The organism is Microbacterium sp. NPDC008134 (assembly GCF_042957055.1).
Classification (GTDB): domain Bacteria; phylum Actinomycetota; class Actinomycetes; order Actinomycetales; family Microbacteriaceae; genus Microbacterium.
The window spans coordinates 349,377-364,262 of sequence record NZ_JBIBHO010000001.1 but is presented as its reverse complement, the minus strand read 5'-3'; the positions used below and the strand labels follow the sequence as shown (position 1 = coordinate 364,262).

General features: G+C 68.7%; 18 protein-coding genes. 8 read left to right on the top strand and 10 right to left on the bottom strand.

Features of this window, described 5'->3' with window-relative positions:
- Positions 1 to 16: 16 nt before the first annotated feature.
- The 7 genes from ACFY9N_RS01760 to ACFY9N_RS01730 form a co-directional block, all read right to left on the bottom strand.
- The gene (locus tag ACFY9N_RS01760; RefSeq protein ID WP_391476528.1) at positions 17 to 589 is read right to left on the bottom strand and encodes a hypothetical protein; all 573 of its coding nucleotides are present in this window, start codon (positions 587 to 589) and stop codon (positions 17 to 19) included.
- A gap of 77 nt (positions 590 to 666) precedes the next feature.
- The gene (locus ACFY9N_RS01755; RefSeq protein WP_391476527.1) at positions 667 to 1,218 is read right to left on the bottom strand and encodes a hypothetical protein; all 552 of its coding nucleotides are present in this window, start codon (positions 1,216 to 1,218) and stop codon (positions 667 to 669) included.
- A gap of 77 nt (positions 1,219 to 1,295) precedes the next feature.
- Positions 1,296 to 1,862, bottom strand: coding sequence for a hypothetical protein (locus ACFY9N_RS01750; RefSeq protein WP_391476526.1), 567 nt, complete (start codon positions 1,860 to 1,862; stop codon positions 1,296 to 1,298).
- 74 nt (positions 1,863 to 1,936) lie between these two features.
- On the bottom strand, positions 1,937 to 2,662 hold the full coding sequence (locus ACFY9N_RS01745) for an alpha/beta hydrolase (RefSeq protein WP_391476524.1): 726 nt from the start codon (positions 2,660 to 2,662) through the stop codon (positions 1,937 to 1,939).
- 18 nt (positions 2,663 to 2,680) lie between these two features.
- Positions 2,681 to 3,904 (bottom strand): hypothetical protein, encoded by a 1,224-nt coding sequence (locus ACFY9N_RS01740; protein ID WP_391476523.1) that lies wholly within the window; start codon positions 3,902 to 3,904, stop codon positions 2,681 to 2,683.
- Positions 3,901 to 4,215 carry a DUF6507 family protein gene (locus tag ACFY9N_RS01735; protein WP_391476521.1) on the bottom strand — a complete coding sequence of 105 codons (315 nt, stop codon included), beginning with the start codon at positions 4,213 to 4,215 and terminating at the stop codon, positions 3,901 to 3,903. Before ACFY9N_RS01735 ends, ACFY9N_RS01740 begins: the two co-directional genes overlap by 4 nt.
- 153 nt (positions 4,216 to 4,368) lie before the next feature.
- Positions 4,369 to 4,800, bottom strand: a complete 432-nt coding sequence (locus tag ACFY9N_RS01730; RefSeq protein ID WP_391476519.1) for a DUF1761 domain-containing protein — start codon at positions 4,798 to 4,800, stop codon at positions 4,369 to 4,371.
- Positions 4,801 to 4,887: 87 nt separating this feature from the next.
- Here ACFY9N_RS01730 and ACFY9N_RS01725 point away from each other — a divergent pair, with 87 nt between their 5' ends.
- Together ACFY9N_RS01725 and ACFY9N_RS01720 are read left to right on the top strand one after the other, a co-directional pair.
- Positions 4,888 to 6,549 (top strand): glycoside hydrolase family 13 protein, encoded by a 1,662-nt coding sequence (locus tag ACFY9N_RS01725; RefSeq protein WP_391476518.1) that lies wholly within the window; start codon positions 4,888 to 4,890, stop codon positions 6,547 to 6,549.
- A gap of 69 nt (positions 6,550 to 6,618) precedes the next feature.
- A complete protein-coding gene (locus tag ACFY9N_RS01720; RefSeq protein ID WP_391476516.1) occupies positions 6,619 to 7,617 on the top strand; it encodes a LacI family DNA-binding transcriptional regulator in 999 nt (332 codons plus the stop codon).
- Between the two features lie 305 nt (positions 7,618 to 7,922).
- Here the strand turns inward: ACFY9N_RS01720 and ACFY9N_RS01715 are convergent, their stop codons facing one another.
- On the bottom strand, positions 7,923 to 8,417 hold the full coding sequence (locus tag ACFY9N_RS01715; protein ID WP_391478435.1) for a flavin reductase family protein: 495 nt from the start codon (positions 8,415 to 8,417) through the stop codon (positions 7,923 to 7,925).
- 62 nt (positions 8,418 to 8,479) lie between these two features.
- Positions 8,480 to 8,806 carry a ferredoxin gene (gene fdxA, locus ACFY9N_RS01710; protein WP_391476515.1) on the bottom strand — a complete coding sequence of 109 codons (327 nt, stop codon included), beginning with the start codon at positions 8,804 to 8,806 and terminating at the stop codon, positions 8,480 to 8,482.
- Positions 8,807 to 8,917: 111 nt separating this feature from the next.
- Here fdxA and soxR point away from each other — a divergent pair, with 111 nt between their 5' ends.
- The 6 genes from soxR (at position 8,918) to ACFY9N_RS01680 (ending at position 14,193) form a co-directional block, all read left to right on the top strand.
- Positions 8,918 to 9,397, top strand: coding sequence for a redox-sensitive transcriptional activator SoxR (gene soxR, locus ACFY9N_RS01705; protein WP_391476514.1), 480 nt, complete (start codon positions 8,918 to 8,920; stop codon positions 9,395 to 9,397).
- A gap of 83 nt (positions 9,398 to 9,480) precedes the next feature.
- Positions 9,481 to 9,834 carry a carboxymuconolactone decarboxylase family protein gene (locus ACFY9N_RS01700; RefSeq protein ID WP_247623661.1) on the top strand — a complete coding sequence of 118 codons (354 nt, stop codon included), beginning with the start codon at positions 9,481 to 9,483 and terminating at the stop codon, positions 9,832 to 9,834.
- Positions 9,835 to 9,845: 11 nt separating this feature from the next.
- Positions 9,846 to 10,931, top strand: coding sequence for a nucleoside hydrolase (locus ACFY9N_RS01695; RefSeq protein ID WP_391476512.1), 1,086 nt, complete (start codon positions 9,846 to 9,848; stop codon positions 10,929 to 10,931).
- Positions 10,932 to 10,934: 3 nt separating this feature from the next.
- Positions 10,935 to 12,230 carry a hypothetical protein gene (locus ACFY9N_RS01690; protein WP_391476511.1) on the top strand — a complete coding sequence of 432 codons (1,296 nt, stop codon included), beginning with the start codon at positions 10,935 to 10,937 and terminating at the stop codon, positions 12,228 to 12,230.
- Positions 12,227 to 13,492: an LLM class flavin-dependent oxidoreductase gene (locus ACFY9N_RS01685; protein WP_391476510.1), complete on the top strand. Its 1,266-nt coding sequence runs from the start codon at positions 12,227 to 12,229 to the stop codon at positions 13,490 to 13,492. The genes ACFY9N_RS01690 and ACFY9N_RS01685 overlap by 4 nt, the downstream gene beginning before the upstream one ends.
- Positions 13,492 to 14,193, top strand: coding sequence for a hypothetical protein (locus ACFY9N_RS01680; protein WP_391476509.1), 702 nt, complete (start codon positions 13,492 to 13,494; stop codon positions 14,191 to 14,193). The genes ACFY9N_RS01685 and ACFY9N_RS01680 overlap by 1 nt, the downstream gene beginning before the upstream one ends.
- 173 nt (positions 14,194 to 14,366) lie before the next feature.
- Here the strand turns inward: ACFY9N_RS01680 and ACFY9N_RS01675 are convergent, their stop codons facing one another.
- Complete coding sequence (locus ACFY9N_RS01675) at positions 14,367 to 14,741, bottom strand: hypothetical protein (RefSeq protein WP_391476508.1); 375 nt, start codon at positions 14,739 to 14,741, stop codon at positions 14,367 to 14,369.
- Positions 14,742 to 14,886: the final 145 nt, after the last annotated feature.

Below are 14,886 nucleotides of genomic sequence, written 5' to 3'. Positions count from 1 at the left end.
TTTCAGGGGCGGGGGATCACTCGTTGTCGTTCCAGAAGCGGGGCGTGCCGTCATCGTTGAACCCGAAACTCAACGGCACTGTCGGGTGTTCGGTCTTCCGTTCGTCGTGGAGCTCGATCGGATCGTTATCTGCGAAGCCAGGGACCTGGTCTCGAACGATGTCGAGGTAATCGCCCGGCTCGCAGGTGCTCGTCGCCGAGACCGTCACCGCGTCGAACACCTCGCCGGGGCTGATGTCCACGATCAGAAGATCGACGTATTTCTCCGGATACTCCGCTTCGACCACGACATCCGCGATCTCCCCCGAATACCCCCGCGTCTTGATATCCGACCAGCCGTTCTCGTCCAGCCACGCCGCCACATCCTCCGCCAACTCCAGGGGCGTCCCGTCTAGCCGCCACCCCTCCGGCGTGCGCCGCGTCAGATCGAACTCGTACCTCGACGCATCCCCCGGGCACGCCCACGGCGCATCCCCGTACGCACTTATCTGCCAACCAGCATCCAAGATCTCCAACTGCACAGCGGCGACAGCGTGCTTATACGCGAAGTTCACCTCACGCGCCTGCTCGAACAACTCTTCGTCCGTCATCGGGGCCCCACATCCACTCAGACCGAATGCGAGGAGCACTGCTGACACAGCAACAAGAGTCGCCCTCCGAGACCGCGTCACTCGCCGTCGTCCCAGAACCGTCGCTTGCCGTCTTCGGTATGCCCGAAACTCGGCGGCGCCGTCGGATGCTCCGAAGCCGGCAACTTCTCACGCTCACCGTCACCAGGACGCCGCATGGTCGAGATCGTATGCGCGTCACCGGGTTCGCATGTGCTAGTCGCGTAAATCGTCACGGAATCGAATGCCTGTCCCGGGCTGATATCGACGACCAGAAGATCGACGTACTTCTCCGGATACTCCGCCTCGACGACAACATCCGCGATCTCCCCCGAATACCCCCGCGTCTTGATATCCGACCACCCGTTCTCGTCCAACCACGCCGCAATCTCCTCCGCCAACTCCAATGGGGTGCTATCGAGTCGCCACCCTTCCGGTGTCGTTCGCGTCATCGCGTACTTGTATTGATCGCCCCCACATTTCTTCGGCGCATCACCGTAATCCCAGATCTGCCACTCACCGTCGAACACACTCACCTGCACGTCCGCAACCGGAGCCTTGTACGCGAAGTTCACCTCACGCGCCTGCTCGAACAACTCTTCCTCCGTCATCGGGGCCCCGCATCCACTCAGACCGAATGCGAGGAGCACTGCTGACACAGCAACAAGAATCGCCCGCCGAGACCGCGTCACTCGCCGTCGTCCCAGAACCGCGGCGTGCCGTCATCGTTGAACCCGAAACTCAACGGCGCTGTCGGTTGCTCCGCCTTTCGATCGTCGTGGAGCTCGATCGGATCGTTATCCGCGAAGCCGGGGACCTGTTCTCTGACGAGCTCGCGCCAGCTCCCGGGCTGGCACATCGACGTCGCCGAGACCGTCACCGCGTCGAACACCTCCCCCGGGCTGATATCCACGATCAGAAGATCGACGTACTTCTCCGGATACTCCGCCTCGACGACAACATCCGCGATCTCCCCCGAATACCCCCGCGTCTTGATATCCGACCACCCGTTCTCGTCCAACCACGCCGCCACATCCTCCGCCAACTCCAATGGGGTGCTATCGAGTCGCCACCCTTCCGGTGTCGTTCGCGTCATCGCGTACTTGTATTGATCGCCCCCACATTTCTTCGGCGCATCACCGTAATCCCAGATCTGCCACTCACCGTCGAACACACTCACCTGCACGTCCGCAACCGGAGCCTTGTACGCGAAGTTCACCTCACGCGCCTGCTCGAACAACTCTTCCTCCGTCATCGGGGCCCCGCATCCACTCGTCATCAACACAGAAGCGATCATGATCGCCGCGATCGATCGGCGTCTCGACCCACTCATCCCCGCACTCCGTCCGCAAGGACGATCGCGTCGGCGAGCTCGACGACCGTCCGCTTGAACGACTCCGAGCGCGGGTCGAGGTATCCGATCGCCTCGTCGTCGAGAAGATGAAGAAGCATCGGTCCCGGAACGATCGGTGAGGGCGGCACGACGATGACGCCGTCGATCCGGTAGTACCACTCGGTGCTCGCCTGAGAGTTGTGGCCCTCGACGCGCATGCCCCACTCGCCTTCGCCGCTCCCGTAGCCATCGACCCACCCGCCATCGGAACTGAATTCCTCAGCTCCGGCTACCGTGCGCGGGTCGACGTCGTGCGTGGAGAGCTCCACGCGTCCCACCGGCGCGATGATGTCGTCATCGGCGTGTGTGACGAACAGGTTCAGTTCATTGCGCCGGATGAGATTCTCCAGATCGCGCGCCGTACTCTCGGTGACACCGGCCGAGCCGTAGAGCCAGGCGTTCTGCACGAGCCCCGGATTGCTCACGATCATCTCGGTGCCCATCGTGGTTCCGAGGGAATGCAGGCCGAGGTCGAGCTGGACGCCGGGATTCGTCGCCGCGAACCCGTGCAGGAGCTGCGCGAGCCGCTCCGCCCCTTCCTTCGGTCTCTCCAGTCCCCAGACGTTGCCCGGCGTTCCCGAATCCCATTCCATGAAGAGGACGACCGCGGTGTCGGCCGACGAACCACGCTGCAGAAGCTCCTGTGCTGTAGTGCGCTGCAATGCCGCTGCACTCTCCGCTCACTCATCGACCTGCCCCGTGTCGGTAGCGATGCCATGAGTGAGCGTTGTGATCTGGTCAGCCGAGTCGACATCGCCGAATCCGAGGCTCACTCGTGGACTCGCGTCATTCGTCTCGAGGAAGAGCGACAAGAGATCAATGTCGGGGTTGTTGTTCTGCCCGCCACGATTCAGCAGATCCTGTACACTCTCCAACTTCGCCCGCTGATCCTCCGTCAACTCCCCATCGAGCAGCCGCCCCAACTCCGCCCGATTGAACTGATCCTTCGCCCCCGCGGGGATGCCGTTGAGGTTGCCGATGAGCGCGGGCGCCGATCCGAGCAGCACCGCGAGTGGACCCGACGTCCACGCCCCGTCGTCGCCCCGAACCGAACCGTTCACGAGCTGATCCCAGAGGTCGCCCGCGCGCTCGACGTCGACGAAGCCGACCGTGCCCGCGAAGTCCGGATGCGCGTCGAGCCACGTCTTCACCTCGTCGGGGTTCTCCCGACCGAGCGCCGCGATCCGGGCCGCCACGGCATCCGACATGTCTCCCCGCAGTCGGTCGGCCAACGACTCATCGTGCACGGGACCGCCCGGGTAGGGCGCGGAGGTATCACCCCAAGAGCTCTGTGTGCTGGTGACCGGCACGCCCCAGGCTCCGCGCGGATCGTCTCCTCCACTGATCCCCTTCAGATCCGAGGCGAGGAAGTCCTCGGCCGCTTCGACGTCGATACGGAAGACGCGGATGTCGGCTTCGAGGGCGATGACGGCATTCTGCGCATCGTTCCAGGCATCCGTGGCGTCGGTCTGCGCCTCGCCCGCGAGCCGCGTCGAGTCGGAAACCGGGTCGGTCTCGTACGACCGCCAATACGCGGCATTCGCCGATTCGAGCCCGGACTGCGCCGTCTCGTGCTCCTGGTTCACGGTCACGATGCGGGCTTCGAGTTCGTCGCGCCGCTTCTGCAACGCGGGGATCGTGGTCGCCGTGAACTCGTCGAGCACCCGGCGTGCCGACTTCATCGCCTCGAGAAATTCCGCCGCAGTCGTCGCGGGACCGTCGAGCATCGTCTCTGCGATCCCGGCGTCTTCGACGACGAACACCTCGGGCAGTCGCTTCCACTGGTCGTTCACCTCGTTCGCTGCGTTGGCGAGGGTGCTTGCGGCGGTGAACACCTGGGTCCCCAGCATTTCGAGCGTCGTCGGGTCGAGCAGCAGCGGCAGTTCGCTGCGTACCGCGCTCATAGGACGACGTCCACACCGAAGCTCGCCGCGACGAGATCCTGGGCCATCTGCTCATCGCCGGTGACGATCACCACGGTGGCATCGCCCACCCCCTTCGCCGATGCGCTGATCGAGTACATGACGGCGCCGGGCACGATGCGGCGGTCCTCCATGAAAGTGCGCCAGGCGTTCGCGACCGCTCGTCGCCCGTCGACCGTCAGCGATGCGGGCCCGTCCGCCGCCGCACTGTCAATCTCGCGATGCGCGGACTGGAAATCCCCGCCGAGTGCATCCAGCGCCGCCATCAACCCGAGGACCCCGTCCGGATCCACCCGATAGTCGACTCCGGCATCCGCCTGAATCCTGCTCACCCCGACCCCCTGTCGCTGCGCACCGCAGGTCGGTGCCGAGCCAGCGTAGCGACGGGGAGAAAGCCCGAACCGGTATACCCAAATCTGTGGATAACCGGCCAGGCCTCGCGCGGGCTACACGGTCATCGCCGGAGGCCACACCCCGATGATCGCCGCCATCACGACCACGGTCACGAGCTCGTGCCCGATGTTCATCGTGGTCAGCCGCGTCGACCGCCCCTCGAAGGCGTCGTGCGTGATGAAGCGCGCCGCCGTGAAGCCCGCCCACAAGGTGACCGCCGTGATCACGGCGCCCCAGAACCAGGATCCGCCGTAGAAATGCCAGGCGATGGCGGATGCTCCGGCGAGCACCCACGCGGTGATGAAGCTCACGATCACCGTCGTGATGATCGGCCAGACCGCGGTGGCGGCAGGGCGATCCATGTCAACGTTCGCGAGCTTCGACCAACGGGTGCCGAAGACCTTCGGCGAGTACCAGATCGAGCCCACGATCATGCTCGAGAGGGTGGCCAGCAGAACGGCCCAGTAGTTGACCTCGGGAACCATGGCGACGCCTCCTTGTGATGGTGCCGTCAGAGTACTCCCGGCCGGCGACGTGCGAGCGAATGCAAGCGCTTGCACTAGGCTCGGGGGATGCCTGAAATCGAACAGTTCGCCGCGCCCGGATCCGAGTGGTGGCGCAGCGCCGTCATCTACCAGATCTACCCCCGCTCCTTCGCCGACGCCTCGGGCGACGGCATCGGCGACCTCCCCGGCATCACCAGTCGGCTGGACTCGCTGAAGGACCTCGGAGTCGACGCGATCTGGCTGAGCCCCTTCATGACCAGCCCGCAGCGCGACGCCGGCTACGACGTCGCCGACTACCGCGACGTCGACCCGCTCTTCGGCACCCTGGCCGACTTCGACACCATGCTCGAGGCAGCCCATGCCCGCGGCATCCGCGTGATCGTCGACCTGGTGCCCAATCACTCCTCCGACCAGCACGTGTGGTTCCAGCAGGCTCTCGCCGCAGCCCCCGGCAGCCGCGAGCGCGCCCGCTACATCTTCCGCGACGGCAAGGGCGAGAACGGCGAACTCCCCCCGAACAACTGGGAGTCGGTCTTCGGCGGCGGCATGTGGCAGCGCGTCACCGAAGCCGACGGCACGCTCGGCCAGTGGTACCTGCACATCTTCGACGCCACCCAGCCCGACTTCGACTGGACCAACGAAGAGGTGCGCGAGGAGTTCCGCTCCATCCTGCGCTTCTGGCTCGACCGCGGCGTCGACGGGTTCCGCGTCGACGTGGCGCACGGCATGATCAAGGCCGACGGCCTGCCCGACTACACCCCGCCGACGGACGCCGACTCGATGGGCGGTGGCGAGGCGAACGTGCCGTACTGGGGCCAGGACGGCGTGCACGACATCTACCGCGACTGGCACAAGCTGCTCGCCGAATACGACGGCGACCGCGCCCTCTGCGGCGAGGCCTGGCTGCCGACCCTCAAGAAGACCTCGCTGTGGGTGCGCCCCGACGAGATGCACCAGACCTTCAACTTCCCGTACCTCATGACGGCGTGGGACGCGAAGGCGCTCGGCGACGTCATCCGCGAATCGCTCGACGACTTCGGCGCGGTAGGCGCCCCCAGCACCTGGGTGCTCTCGAACCACGACGTCGTGCGCCACGCCTCACGCCTCGCACTCACCGTCGACAACCCGCAGGGCGAGGGCATCGGACCTGAAACCCCGAACAAGCCCGACGCCGTGATCGGCCTCGCCCGCGCCCGCGCGGCGACGACCCTCATGCTCGCGCTTCCCGGCTCGTCGTACCTCTATCAGGGCGAGGAACTGGGCCTGCCGGAAGCCATGGAGATCCCCGACGAGTACCGCCAGGACCCGACCTGGTTCCGCACGAAGCACGAGCGGTACGGACGCGACGGATGCCGCGTGCCGCTACCCTGGGAAGCGGACGCCCCGGCCTTCGGCTTCAACGAGACCGGTCTGTCGTGGCTCCCGCAGCCGGACGAGTGGGCGACCTACGCGCGCGACGTCGAGGCCGCCGACCCGAGCTCCACGCTCTCCCTCTACACCGAGCTGCTGGCGCTGCGCCGGTCGCACGGCTTCGGATCGGGTTCGCTGATCTGGGAGGACTTCGGTGCGGATGCCGTCGCCTTCCGCCGCGGCGACGTGCACGTGGTCGCGAACCTCGGCACCGCACCGCTCGCGCTGCCGGCCGACGCGACGTTCCTCGTGAAGAGCCAGCCGTTCGCGGGGTCGGGCCTTCCCGTCGACACGACGGTCTGGTTCACGCGGGGCTGACCCGCTCTCGCCGGGGTCGCGCTCGCGTGCGGCCCCGGCATCCGATCTTCCCTTTCGAAAGGTGGCGCGATGGCGAGCATCGACGACGTGGCACGACTGGCCGGTGTCTCGACGGCGACCGTCTCACGCGCGCTGAGCGGGCGCGGCAAGGTGTCGGACGACACCCGGGCGCGGGTTCTGGGCGCCGCCGAGAGCCTCGGGTACGTGGTGTCGTCGCGCGCGTCGAGCCTGGCCTCCGGGCGCACCCGCACGGTCGGCGTGATCGTGCCGTACCTCGATCGCTGGTTCTTCAGCACCGTGCTGTCGGGGGTGTCGTCGGCGCTCATGCGTGCCGGCTTCGACATCACCCTCTACAACATCACCCCCGATCGCGAGACGCGGCGGCACGTGTTCGACACCTTCCTGCGACGCCAGGGAGTGGATGCCGTGATCGCCGTGTCGATCCGGCTCGACGACGACGAGACGCGGCGGCTGCTCGAGCTGGGATTGCCGATCATCGCGATCGGCGGACCGCATCCGACGCTCGACACGCTCACGGTCGACGAGCTCGGCATCGCCCGCCTCGCGACCGAGCACCTGATCGGGTTGGGGCACCGCGAGATCGCGTACATCGGAGCCGGACCCGAGTTCGACAACGAGTTCCACGTGCCCACCAACCGTCGCCGGGGATTCGAAGAGGCGCTGGCCGATGCGGGCATTCCGGTCGACCCGTCACTCGTGGTGGCGGCGGACTTCACGATCGCGGGCGGACTGCGCGCCGCGACGCAACTGCTGACGGGCGACGGTTCGCGGCCGACCGCGGTGTTCGCGGCATCCGATGAGATGGCGATCGGGGCGATCCTCGCGGCGCGGGATCACGGGCTGCGGGTGCCGGAGGACCTCTCGGTGATCGGCATCGACGGGCACGAGCTCGGCGAGATCTTCGGGCTGACGACGGTCGATCAGTTCCCGCTGCAGCAGGGCGAGCGGGCGGCCGCGACGGTGCTCGCGCGACTCGGTGTGGGCTCCGTGCCGCCCGCCGATCTGCCGTTCGTGCTCACGGAGCGGGGTTCGACCGCGGCGGTGTGAGGCGGCATCCGTCGTCCGTCTTTCGAATCGCTCACTTCGTCGTTTCCGGCGCTCAGAACTGTAAAGTGAGCGATTCGAAATCCGGGTACGTAACGGGTGCCGGAGGCGTGCGGTTCATAACTCCGGAGAGAACGCGCGTTCCGGGGAGTTTCGGGCCGGAATCGGGGCGGCGACGCCCGATTCTGAGGAGTTATGCACGGGCGGTCGCGGATGCCGCCACCACCAGCCTTTCGAATCGCGCACTTCGTAGACTTCGGGCTCTCAAAACTGCAAGGTGAGCGATTCGAAAGCCACTCGGGCCCGCGTCAGGGCCGGTGCGGGATGCTGTGGAAGGTGCGGTCGACGTAGACGAGGGGGCGGCCCTGCGGGCCCGAGTACACCTCGAGCACCTCGGCGATCACGACACTCGAGGTTCCGACGGGCACGGTCTGGATCGCGCGGCAGCGCAGGGCGAAGCGCGCCGCGGGCAGGTACGGCTCTCCGGTCGGGAGGGTGCTCCACTGCTGCTCGGGCGTGAAGCGCTCGGAGCCGCTGACGGCGAAGCTCTGCGCGAGGGCGGAGTGGTCGTCGTCGATCAGGTGCACGACGAACGTGTCGGCCGAGAGGAGTCCCCCGGCGCTGCCGGTCGCGCGGGTGACCGAGAAGACGATGGCCGCGGGGTCGACGGCGACGGATGCCACGCTCGACGCGGTGAGTCCGACGGGGCCCTCGGGGGTCGCCGCCGTGATGATCGCGACGCCCGCGGGGTGCGTGCGGAACGCGGCCTTGAGCCCCTCGCCGACGGCGGTCGGGACGGGGATGCCGGTGCCGGTCGATGCCGGAACACCAGACGCCGGGGCGCCGGGAACGGATGCTGCGGTGCTCACTCGGCACCCTCCTGCGGGGGAAGTGCGGCGATCAGCGGGTGGTCGTGCGCGATCATGCCGACCTTGGCCGCGCCCCCGGGGGATCCGACCTCGTCGAAGAACTCGACGTTGGCCTTGTAGTAGTCCTGCCACTCGTCAGGCAGGTCGTCCTCGTAGAAGATCGCCTCGACCGGGCACACCGGCTCGCACGCCCCGCAGTCGACGCACTCGTCCGGGTGGATGTAGAGCGACCGTTCACCCTCGTAGATGCAGTCGACGGGACACTCGTCGATGCACGCGCGGTCCTTGACGTCGACGCACGGCAGGGCGATCACATAGGTCATCAGGGCTTCCTTCGGGTCAGCGTTCCACGCTAAAACCTCAAGTACACTTTAGGTCAAATCCGCGGGGCCCGGCTCGGCGGGCTCCGAGCCACAGCATGCGGGAGGACGACGATGGCCTCACACCCCGACCCCGCGCACACCGCCGACGAACCGCTCTCGATCGGCGAGATGACCCGGCGCACCGGGGTCGCGGCATCCGCCCTGCACTTCTACGAGTCGATCGGCCTCATCGCCTCGTACCGCACCCCCGGCAACCAACGCCGCTACCCCCGGCACATGATCCGGCGGGTGTCGCTGATCGCGGTGGCGAAGCGCCTCGGCATCCCACTGGCCGACGTGCAGTCGGCCTTCGCCGACGTGCCGCTCACCGAAACCCCCAGCCACGACGACTGGCAGCGCGCCTCGCGCCGCTGGAAGCGCGCGCTCGAGAAGCGCCGCGAGGGCATCGAACGGCTCGAACGCGAACTGACCGGTTGCATCGGCTGCGGATGCCTGTCGATGAAGGCGTGCGGTCTGCTGAACCCCGATGACGCGCTCGGCAGCCTCGGCGCGGGTCCGCAGCGTCTGCAGGAGGACCATCCCGCCGGATGACCTCGTGTTGCACTCGAACGTGCGGGCGGATGCCGGGGAGCCATAGCGTCGCGGTAGACCCACCCGACAGCAGAGAGCAGAGCATGAGCGCTTACTTCGACAGCGAAGCCGACAAGACCTACACGAAGGTCTACAAGGAGCACACCCCCGACATCCTCGCGGCGTTCGCGGCATTCGACAGCGCCGTTTTCGCCCCCGACGAGTCGCGAGCGATCCCGCTGAAGTACCGCGAACTGATCGCGCTGGCCGTGGGCATCACGACGCAGTGCGTGTACTGCATCGACGCGCACTCGCAGAAGGCCGTCGCGGCCGGTGCCGACGAGGCCGAGCTGGCCGAGGCCGCGTGGGTCGCGACCGCGATCCGTGCGGGTGGCGGCTTCGCGCACGGACGCCTGGCGTTCAAGCTCGCCGAGCCCGCTCACCAGCACCAGCACTGAGAGCCGCGCGCATGCCCGACTTCGCCCCCGACAAGCAGTGGATCGTCGTCGACACCGACACCGGGATCGACGACGCCCACTCCCTGCTCTATCTACTGGCCCAGCCCGACGTCGAGATCGTCGGCATCACGACGATCTACGGAAACTGCGCGGTCGAGGACTCGGCCCGCAACGTCGCGTACGTGCTCGATGTGGCGGATGCCCCGCGCATCCCGATCTACCTCGGCGCGAGCGGTCCGCTCGACGGCGACCCGTCGATCGCCTGGTTCGTGCACGGCCACGACGGCCTGGGCGACCGCGGCTTCGAGCGCCCCGAGCCGACGCTCGAGCAGGAGTCTGCGGCCGATTACCTCGTGCGCATCGCGAACGAGCACCCGGGACAGATCGACCTGCACCCGCTCGGACCGCTCACCAACATCGCTCTGGCGCTCGAGAAGGACCCGGAGCTGTTCCTGAAGTTCCGCTCGGTCGTCATCATGGGCGGCGCGGGTCCGTACCCGGCACCCGGCACCCCGACTGTGACCGACGCGAACACGAACAACGACCGCGCAGCCGCGGAGGCCGTGTTCGGCGCCGTGAACAACGGCAACGTGATCATGGTCGGCGTCAACGTGACCTCGCAGGCACTGCTCGAAGAGGACGTCACGGCGCTCCTGCTCGGCTCCGACCTGCCGGCCGCGCACTTCGCGGGCACGATCCTCGACGCGTACAACGACTTCTACCAGTACAAGTGGGGGCGCCGGATCTCGGCCGCCCACGACGGACTGTCGTCGGTGATCCTGCACCGCCCCGAGATCGTGACGGGCTGGATCGAGGGTCCGGTCGACTTCACCCCGGCCGCGGGTTCGCTCGCGACCCGGGTCGCGCTCACGAGCGACGGCCTGCCGCTGGTGTGGGGCACACCAGCGGGCGCCTCGACCCGTGCGGTGACCTCGTTCGACCTGACCGAGTTCCGCCGCCGCTTCGTGCACGCGCTCGCCTACGGTCGCACGCGCCCGGGGCTCGACCCGGCCGGTCGCACGGCGCCCGCGGGCTGGCCGAACTCCGGCCCGTCGGGAGCGACGGCCCCGGCGACGGCCGCCGACGGAACGGACTGACGGATGCCGGAGGATCTGCTCGCGTTCACCTCAGTCGCCGACGTCGGGTACGCCCGACCGAACGCCGCCGAGATCGACGAGGTCATCGCCCGCATCGCCGCCGAGTCACCGGCGCGCGATCACGACCGCGACCCCGAGCGGGGGCTCCGCGCCGACGTGCGCGAGCTCGCGCGCCTCGGACTCACGGCGGCGCGCCTGCCGGTCTCGGCCGGAGGCGCGGGGCTCACGTACCCGCAGCTCGTCGACCTGCAGATCCTCCTCGCCCGTGCCGACGCGAACGTCACGCAGAGTCTGCGCACGCACTTCACCACCAGCGACCGCGCCGCCCGCGCGATCGCCCGCGGCGAGACGGATGCCGCGACCGACGACATCGCCGCCGGTCTGCTCTTCGCCGGGGCGACCACCGAGGGCGCCGGAGAGATCGGCACGGTGGGAACGACGCTGCGCAGGGACGCCGACGGCATCCTGCGTCTGAACGGCCGCAAGGCCTACGCGACCGGCACCGGCTACGCCGACCGGATCTCGGTGCTCGCCTCCGACGAGGACGGCCGCCACCTGGTCGCGGTCGTGGCAGCGGATGCCGAGGGCGTCGTGCTGTACGACGACTGGGACGGTGTGGGCCAGCGCCTCACGACCTCGGGCACGGTCGCGTTCACCGATGTCGTCGTCGACCCGGCGCGCGTGCGCGTGGGCGAGGGGTCGCGCACCGACCGGCTCGGCAACCTCGACGCCGTGCTGCAGCTCACGCACCTCGCGACGCTCGCGGGCATCGCGCTGCGTACGCGCGACGATGCGATCGCGTGGCTGCGCTCGCGCACGCGCAACTTCAGCCACGCCTCGACCGCGGTGCCCGCTGACGACCCGCAGCTGCAGGAGCGCATCGGCACACTCGACGGTCTCGCTCAGGCAGTGGTCGCATCCGTGCGCGCCGCGGCGGCACTGCTGGGGGCCGACCTCGACCGCCCGCTCGACGAGCAGACCGGCGACGGACACCTCGCCGTCACCCGCGCGCAGATCACCGTGCCGACGCTCGTGCTGCAGGCCGCGCAGAGCGTGTTCGACCTGGGTGGCGGCTCGCTCGTCGACAGCCGCCTCGCGCTCGATCGGCACTGGCGCAACGCCCGCACGCTCAGCAACCACAACCCCGTGCACCTCAAGGCCCGCGCGCTCGGTGAGCGGGCGCTGGTCGGCAGCGACCTGCCCGAGATCTGGTACGTGGGCACGGGGCGGCTCGCGGCAACCGTCCCGGCATCCGCACCTGCACCCACCCCCGCCGACGTGAAGGAGCCCGCCCGATGACCCGCCCCCTCGTGATCGGAGCGAACGTCTACGACTACGGGACGGATGCCGGTGCCTGGCGCGCCCCGGGCGAAGACCCGTTGCGCGTGTTCGGTGCCGACTTCTGGCGCGATGCCGCCCGCACGGCGGAGGACGCCGGCATCCACGCGATCTTCCTCGCCGACACCCCGGGCCTCGCGTCGAACCCGGCGATCCGCCCGAGCCGGCTCCTCGAACCCCTGGCGGCGCTTGCCACCGTCGCCGCCGAGACCGAACGTCTCGGCGTCATCTCGACGGTCTCGTCGAGCACGAACGATCCGGTCGAGCTCGCCCGCCGCTTGCTGAGCGTCAGCGCGTTCAGCGGCTCGCGGTTCGGCTGGAACGTGGTCACGGGCGTCACCGGCCCCGCCGTCACCGACTTCGGATACGACGCCGACCCCGGGCGTGAGGAGCGCTACGCCCGCGCCGAGGAGTTCGTCGATGCGTACACGGCCTTCCTCGCCGCCGTGCAGGACGACACCGAGTATGTGCACGAGGGCGAGTACTTCGGCGACAGCATCCGTCGCGGCGATCTGGGCGTCGACCCCGCGATCCGCGCCCTGCTGCCCGACGTCGCACCCCTCGTCGTGCAGGCCGGCGGCTCGCCGCGTGGGCGTCAGCTCGCCGCCGCGAGTGCCGAGGCCGTGTTCGCCGCCGAGACCGTGAAGGAGACCGCGGCCGAGAACCGGCTCGACCTGCGGCGCCGCTCGGCAGAACTCGGGCGGCCCGCGCCACTGGTGCTGCCCGGCATCCACCTCGTCGTCGGCTCGACCGAGGAGGAGGCCGAGCGCCGCTTCCTGACGATCCACGAACGCAGCCCCGACGGCTACGTGCTCAAGCGCTTCACCGCGATGTTCGGCATCGACGGCTCGCGTCTCGACCTCGACGCCCCGGCCGAGGGCGAGATCCAGCGACTGTCGGGCGACCCGTCGGCCGCGCCGATCGGGTTCCGCAAGGCGATCGCCGCCTACGGCGCTGCCGGCAACCTCACCGTGCGCGAGCTGCTGCGATATTTCGCCGGCTTCGGGCACCAGCTCTTCGTCGGCTCGCCCGAGCGGCTCGTCGACATCATGACCGACTGGGTGGAAGCCGGCGCCGCCGACGGTTTCAACCTGCTGTTCGACACCAACCCGTGGGGCCTGCGCGAGTTCGCCGAGCACGTGACGCCGGTGCTGAAGGCGCGTGGTCTGCTCGCCTCGCCGGGCGATGTGCCGTTCACCCGCTGGATGAGAGAGGCCCGCTGATGACCCGTGTACTGCGCGTCGACGACGCCACCCTCGCCGCCTTCGCGGTTCGCTCCGGAGCGGGGCGCGCATCGCGGGCTGCGCTCGGTGCGGAACTGGATGCCGGTGCCGACGTGCTGCTGCTCGGCGATCTCGCCGGCCCGGGGCCGGATCGCACCGCCGCTGCGGGGGCGCTGCTCGCGATCACGCAGCGGGTCGTCGTGGTGCCGATCATCGGTGAGCGGCAGCATCCGATCAACCTCGGCCGGAACATCGCTACCCTCTCGAACCTGCACGGGCGGCGGGTCGGGCTGGCCGGGACGTCGGCGCCGGAGCTGGCGCTGATCTCGCGACTGTTCGAATCGTGGCCGCTCGATGCGATGGTCGGCGACAGCGAGGCCGGGGTGTACGTCGATGATGCGCGGATCGTGCGGATCTCGGACCCGGAGTTCCCCTCGATCGGTGGGCCGCTGACGGTGCCGGTCGATGTGTCGGACAAGCCCGTGACGGTGCTGCTGTCGCCTTCGGGGTCGGCCTCGCCGGGGGTCGATGTGGTGCTCTCCGGCGACGAGGTGCCGGTGTGGGGAACGGCTCCCGTGCTCGGTGACGACGGTGATGCGGATGCCGTGGGCGCCCGCGCCGCGTTCGGCCTCGGGGCGTCTGCGTCCATCGCCTCCGGAACGCCGGCGTTCGCCGGGTCGGGGCGCTTCGACCAGGTCTGAGCCCTTCGTCTCGCTGCGCTCGCTCAGGAACCGGGCGGGCATCCTCCCTCTCGCTGCGCTCGCTCAGGAACCGGTTGGGCACCCTTCCTCTCGCTGCGCTCGCTCAGGGACCGGTTCCTGAGCGAGGATGCGCAGCGACGAGACGAAGGGCACCACCCCACGGCATCCGCAGGTCAGTGGTACTCGATCTCGCTCACCGGGACGAACTCGTCGAAGACGTCGTCGCTCGCGCTGTACTGCTCGAGGTACGTCGGCAATCCGTTGTCGATGAAAAGCAGCAGACCCTCCGTCCCCCGCCACCCATCGAGCACGACGCGCGCGCCGGTGCTGGGGTACTCGCCGGAAGCATCACCGAGATCGATCGAGGGGCAGCGACCGCATCCGCATCTCCCCCACGCGCGCACGTCGTCGACGGTCGCGAGCAGTGCCGCACGCTCGCTCGCGCCGAACGAGCCGGACGAACCGGCGGAGGGTTGCGCGTGCGTGATCATCGCGACCAGTACCTCGCGCTCGCGCGCGCTCAACTCGCGGCCGTTCGGGGTGTCCATGTCTAGGGAGGATACCGGGGCAACGCGGGGCGGGCCCTTCGTCTCGCTCCGCTCGCTCAGGAACCGGGTGAGCGAGGCCATCGCGCGGCCATGCGCAGATGTGTAGGCGTTTCGGATGCCTGGACGTAAAGCATCCGAAATCGAC